Below are 6,000 nucleotides of genomic sequence, written 5' to 3' on the forward strand. Positions count from 1 at the left end.
TAAACAATAAGTTGTTGAAAATATGCTGTTTATTGATCAATTGTTATTCATTTTTACAGGTTGAGTGGAATTCTAAGCTTTTATTTCGTAAAATCAGCAGGCTAGTTATAATTTTTGTTTTTTTATTGCTTACGCAAAATAGATGTATTTACATATAAAGTGTTTCATTTATGAAATGTATTTATAGTGATGAAATGGATGGAAAAGATGAATATTTCACCATTGAACTAATTTTGTTAAGGCATTCATACTTTGAATGCATTGTAAAACTTTCAAATTTCTAATTAGAAAATAGGAATTCAATGGCATTTTCTGCTTGCTTTGGAACAAGTGAAAATAGAGTCGGTATAAATTACCTGCAAATTTGACAAAATTTCTCCTGAAATTGTGCAGGCCATTGCGGGGGCATATGAGCAATTGGGCCAACCATCTGAAAGTTGGTTACACGCTTTTCCCTTGCATCTAACCATAGATGCCTATAAAGGTGGAGTGGGCACTTCAATTAAATGGATAGCAACGAAGTGCTGGCCAATCTTGCATTGGAGCATCTATCACTTCCTCAAGGTAAATATGATTTTATTTTCAAAAACGATCATGTCAATAAATATCAATCGACCAATACTTTCTACAGTGGCGCTATGTTTAGCAATTAATTAGTGTTGGTATTCTCACTTTGTTTAATCGAATCTTAGGTCATGCGAAATGTGATGAAATGGGTAAACAGTGTATTGCGGAAAACAAAACAGTTCAGTGAGTGGTATTGGAGAAAGGGTTGTTGACTTAATAACCCTTAGGTCACATTTTCTCATTTGAAACTTGGCTGCTGAGGTGACGCCTAAGGTTGTATCTTTAGCATAAGTTCGCTAAAACATTTATAACTATATATAGGTATAAACGTAGTCAATGCGCTGCTTTTATACTTTTTAGCCGATACACGCTAACAAAATGTAGCAGTTAGAACTACAATATGCTTGAGTGAAGAACCATGATTAGATGTCTATGCTGAGTAAATTAAGCCAATTATTTAAATTAAAGAAAGATGCGCCAGAACAACTTTTTTTGCAGCAGCATCAGATTGAATATAATGATGAAAAAGGCTTTATCATTGAAGGTATTGTGCTAAATGCCATACATGCTGAACGTTTGGTCTATTTTTCAAATCGTAGAATTAGTCAGTTTGATGACCTTAATGCACTTTTTTATAGTGCTATGTTAATCAATGAGAAAATCGACTTAGAAATTGCCAATGAACGATTTGTCGCACGTTTAGGTAATAATCTAGAAAACTTAACTGAGCTAAAGCGAATGATTAAGCTACTTAATGACTATTATTACCAGTTTATACGTGACAAAAAATAAGTCTTTTGAAAGCCATAAATTTGAGTTGTAAAAAGGACTTAGCGCTAGATTGATGTTGTTGTTGTCGTGAAAAATAACATGCAGCGAGAGGACATCATGCTAGTATATGACGCATGTTTTTAAACGCTAAAGCCATGCCCATGTTCCAAGAAGAAATCTCCCAGCTGAATGTGCAACAACTAAAAGCAGGCGAAAAACGTTGGCTGGGAAATTTGCTCGGCTCTTCAGCTGCATTATTCATTCAAACGTTAAGCACACAAAATAACAAGCTCTTTGTGGTTGTGGCAAAAAACAATCAACACTTAGCACAACTCGAAAGTGAATTTGAATTTTACGGTATTCGACCGACCATTTTCCCAGACTGGGAAATTCTGCCTTATGACCGTTTATCTCCTCATCAAGATATTGTGTCTGAGCGTCTCGCAATTTTATCCAATATGCCGCAAACAGGCGTCTTATTGATTTCGGCTTCGACCTTGGCGCAGCGTGTAGCGCCGACTTCGTGGGTTTTGGGAGAACACTTTGATATTCACGTTGGTCAAAAGTTTGAATTAGAACAGCAAAAGAAGCGTTTGATTCAAGCAGGCTATCATTTGGTTGACACAGTATATGACCATGGTGAATTTGCAGTTCGGGGTAGCATTATGGACATCTATGCCTCAGGTCAAGCCGCACCAATTCGCATAGATTTGTTTGATGATGAAATTGAAACCCTCAAATTTTTTGATCCTGAAACGCAGCGTACTACGCAAAACTTAAAACAATTTTCCGTATTACCGGCTAAAGAGTTTCCGCTGAAAGAGGCACGCAGCATATTTCGTGATCGCTATGCAGAAATGTTTCCGACGGCAAATCCAAAGAAAAATCCAATTTATCAGGATGTGTTAGAAGGGATTGCATCACCAGGAATTGAGTTCTATTTCCCGCTCTTTTTCAGTGCAGCGCAGATGGAAACTCAAAGTACACTGCTTTCGTATTTACCAAGTCACTCCATTGTCATTACAGATAAGCAAGTTGATGATGGTTTAGATAGTTTTTGGAAAGAAATCGATCGACGTTATGAAGACCGTCGCCATAATGTTGATCAGCCAATTTTAGCCCCTAACCATCTTTTTATTTCGACCAATCAAGTTTTAGAACAGCTCAATACCTTTCCCCGTATTATTGCTTCAGTCGAGGCTTTTGATCTAAAAGCGGGTGTGACCAATTTAAACACTGAACTTCCACCACGTTTAGCGGTCGATCCTAAAAATGAAAAGCCTTTTCATGCGGTTAAACAGTATATTGATGCTGCTAACCATCCGGTATTACTGGTTGCTGAAAGCGCGGGGCGTCGTGAAACTTTAAAAGATGCATTGCGTGCCACATTGGGAGAGATTCCTAATGTTGAGAATTTTGCTGAATTTCAAAAATCCTTGCATGCCATTGCAATTACCAGTGCACCATTAGAGCGTGGCTTGGTATTAAAAGACAGCATTAGCATCATTTCTGAAAATCAGTTGTATGAGCATCGGGTTGTACAACGTCGTCGTAAACGCCAGCAAGAGGTTTCGGAAGAGTTTCTCATTCGAAGTTTGACTGAACTGAGTATGGGTGCGCCGGTGGTGCATATCGACTATGGTGTGGGACGTTATGCGGGCTTAGTCACTTTAAGTATTGATGATCAAGACTATGAGTTCTTGCAGCTCGATTATGCCGATGCGGCCAAAGTCTATGTTCCTGTCACCAATTTACATTTGATTAGCCGTTATAGTGGCGGTGACCCAGACTTGGCACCCTTGCATAAGTTGGGTACTGATGCTTGGAGTAAAGCAAAACGTAAAGCATTAGAGCAAATCCATGATGTAGCAGCGGAGTTATTGCATATCCAAGCCCGTCGTCAAGCCAAACCAGGTTTTGGTTTTGAGTTAGATCAAGGTCAATATATGCAGTTTACTAGTGGCTTTGCCTATGAAGAAACACTCGATCAAGCCAATGCGATTGAGGCAACTTTGTATGATATGCAATTGGCTAAACCGATGGATCGCTTGGTCTGTGGCGATGTGGGCTTTGGTAAAACCGAAGTTGCGATGCGCGCAGCATTTCTAGCGGTACAGAACAATAAACAAGTGGCCGTTTTGGTGCCGACGACGTTGCTGGCCCAACAGCATTATGAGTCGTTTAAAGACCGTTTTGCAGATTGGCCTATTCGCATCGAAGTTTTATCGCGTTTTGGCAGTAGTAAATCACATACGAAAACGATTGAAGACTTAGCTGAGGGCAAAGTTGATATTGTGATTGGTACGCATAAAATTTTACAAGAAAGTGTCCAGTTTAAAGACTTAGGCTTGATGATTGTGGACGAAGAACACCGCTTCGGTGTACGTGATAAAGAGCGGATTAAAGCAATGCGTGCAGATGTGGACATGTTGACTCTGACTGCAACTCCAATTCCACGGACTTTAAATATGGCCTTTAGTGGCATGCGCGATCTATCCATTATTGCCACACCACCTGCACGACGTTTAGCGGTAAAAACTTTTGTGCAAGAACATACGGGTGATTCAGTTAAAGAAGCCATCTTGCGTGAGTTACTGCGTGGTGGACAAGTTTATTTCCTACATAATGAAGTAGAAACTATTGAGCGTGCAGCGGAGAGTCTTCGAGAACTGGTCCCTGAGGCACGTGTGGCTGTTGCACATGGTCAAATGCGTGAACGCGAGTTAGAACAAGTGATGCAACAGTTCTACCATAAAGAATATAACGTGCTGGTCTGCTCAACCATTATTGAAACAGGGATTGACGTTCCGAATGCCAATACCATTTTAATTGAACGGGCAGATAAGCTGGGTTTAGCGCAGTTGCATCAACTGCGTGGGCGTGTAGGGCGCTCGCATCACCAAGCCTATGCCTATCTGTTGGTGCCATCCATCAAAGGCTTGAAAGGCGATGCTGAAAAGCGTCTGGATGCGATTCAGCGGGCATCGACATTAGGTGCGGGCTTTATGTTAGCGACGGAAGACTTAGAAATTCGCGGAGCGGGTGAGCTACTCGGCGAGCAACAAAGTGGTTCAATGCAAGCCATTGGTTATAGCTTGTATATGGAGATGCTCGAAAAGGCGACCAAAGCCATTCAAAAAGGCAAAACCCCGAACTTCGATGCGCCACTCTCACTGACCGCAGAAATCAATTTACATATGCCAGCTTTGATTCCAGATGAATATCTAGGAGATGTCCATCAGCGTTTATTGTTCTATAAGCGCATTAGTAATACGGACAGTCAGGAAAAGCTCGATAACATTCGTATGGAGTTGATTGACCGTTTTGGGATACCGCCACAACCTGTGAAACAGCTTTTTGCTGTGCATCAGATGCGTTTGAAAGCAGAAACACTGGGTATTACCAAAGTGGATATTGCTGCCAATGGCGGTGCGATTGAATTTTCACCAGATACTCCTGTTCAGGCGATTAGTATTATTCAGATGATGCAAAAACATCCGACCTTTTTTAGGATGGAGGGTGGTCAGCGCTTAAAGGTCATGGTGATGCTAGAGGAATATGAAAAACGGATTCAATTTATCAATGACTTATTGGAAAGTTTATTGAAAGAATTGCATTAAAATTTCGCTTTAATTTGCTGTGATTTCATACAGATATCAGGTCTTTCTTGCGAACTTGCGTTATAAAAAGAAAGACTTGATTTTTTGATGAAATTTATTAAAGTAATAAATGTGATGTAGTTCAAGGTAAAACGTAGTTTATTTGTGTTGAAACACATTGCTTGCAATATTCACCTCTGATTGGATGTGATAGTATTAGCCATTATTCTAATTTGCATCATTTATAAAGATATGTTTAGTTTGCATCCACAACTTGCTCAAGATACGTTTTTTGTAGGCGACTTTCCACTTTCAACATGTCGCTTAATGAATGATATGCAATTCCCGTGGCTAATTTTAATTCCACGCGTGCCAGGCATCACTGAGTTATATGAACTCAGTCAAGCCGACCAAGAACAGTTTTTACGTGAGTCAAGCTGGTTATCAAGCCAATTGGCTCGTGTATTCCGTGCTGACAAAATGAACGTTGCTGCTTTAGGTAACATGGTTCCGCAGCTCCATTTTCACCATGTTGTACGTTATCAAAACGACGTCGCATGGCCAAAACCAGTTTGGGGTACACCCGCTGTTCCTTATAGCAATGAAGTACTTGCGCATATGCGTCAAACTTTAATGCTTGCACTACGTGGTCAAGGTGATATGCCATTCGATTGGCGTATGGACTAATACACGTGAGAAATCAAATCAGGGATGATTTGATCGTGCGCATAGTGGGGAACGAGCAGTGCCATTAGACGATTGGTTATCTAAAGAGCCCAAACAATTCGAGTATTTCCATCGTGTGATGGGATATGGCATGCTGTCTTTAATAACCATCGTCTATCATTATACGATGGCAGATACGCAATATCAGATTTACGTGCCGCTGCTGTTGCTCATTGTGTTATTGATCACACCGCCATTTTCCAGATGGTTAGGTTATCGCTTCAATAATACGATGCGACGCGGTGTGATGTTTGTTATTGATATTGTCATTACAGCGATCATTTTAGCCGCTGTACATCTCAGTATCGTACTCACATTTTTAACCATTTTTGCTATG

4 protein-coding genes and 1 pseudogene are annotated in these 6,000 nt (G+C 40.3%); all 5 read left to right on the forward strand.

From position 1 onward, the window contains the following. Nucleotides 1-506 precede the first annotated feature (506 nt). The gene (locus tag AXW61_RS17675) at nt 507-653 is read left to right on the forward strand and encodes a hypothetical protein (protein WP_205630083.1); all 147 of its coding nucleotides are present in this window, start codon (nt 507-509) and stop codon (nt 651-653) included. Nucleotides 654-993: 340 nt separating this feature from the next. Continuing rightward, on the forward strand, nt 994-1,359 hold the full coding sequence (locus AXW61_RS04495) for a hypothetical protein (RefSeq protein ID WP_081408263.1): 366 nt from the start codon (nt 994-996) through the stop codon (nt 1,357-1,359). Between the two features lie 140 nt (nt 1,360-1,499). Beyond that, complete coding sequence (gene mfd, locus AXW61_RS04500; protein WP_062032786.1) at nt 1,500-4,958, forward strand: transcription-repair coupling factor; 3,459 nt, start codon at nt 1,500-1,502, stop codon at nt 4,956-4,958. A gap of 231 nt (nt 4,959-5,189) precedes the next feature. Further along, a complete protein-coding gene (locus tag AXW61_RS04505) occupies nt 5,190-5,624 on the forward strand; it encodes an HIT family protein (protein WP_004696995.1) in 435 nt (144 codons plus the stop codon). A gap of 58 nt (nt 5,625-5,682) precedes the next feature. Further along, nucleotides 5,683-6,000, forward strand: a pseudogene (locus AXW61_RS17750) (adenylate/guanylate cyclase domain-containing protein); the annotation flags it as partial.

The organism is Acinetobacter sp. BMW17, from assembly GCF_001592855.1.
In the GTDB taxonomy this organism is placed as follows: domain Bacteria; phylum Pseudomonadota; class Gammaproteobacteria; order Pseudomonadales; family Moraxellaceae; genus Acinetobacter; species Acinetobacter johnsonii.

Coding starts and splice junctions, on each gene's coding strand:
- mfd (WP_062032786.1), top strand. CDS start 1,500: ATGTTCCAAGAAGAAATCTCCCAGCTGAATGTGCAACAACTAAAAGCA.
- AXW61_RS17675 (WP_205630083.1), top strand. CDS start 507: ATGGATAGCAACGAAGTGCTGGCCAATCTTGCATTGGAGCATCTATCA.
- AXW61_RS04495 (WP_081408263.1), top strand. CDS start 994: ATGTCTATGCTGAGTAAATTAAGCCAATTATTTAAATTAAAGAAAGAT.
- AXW61_RS04505 (WP_004696995.1), top strand. CDS start 5,190: ATGTTTAGTTTGCATCCACAACTTGCTCAAGATACGTTTTTTGTAGGC.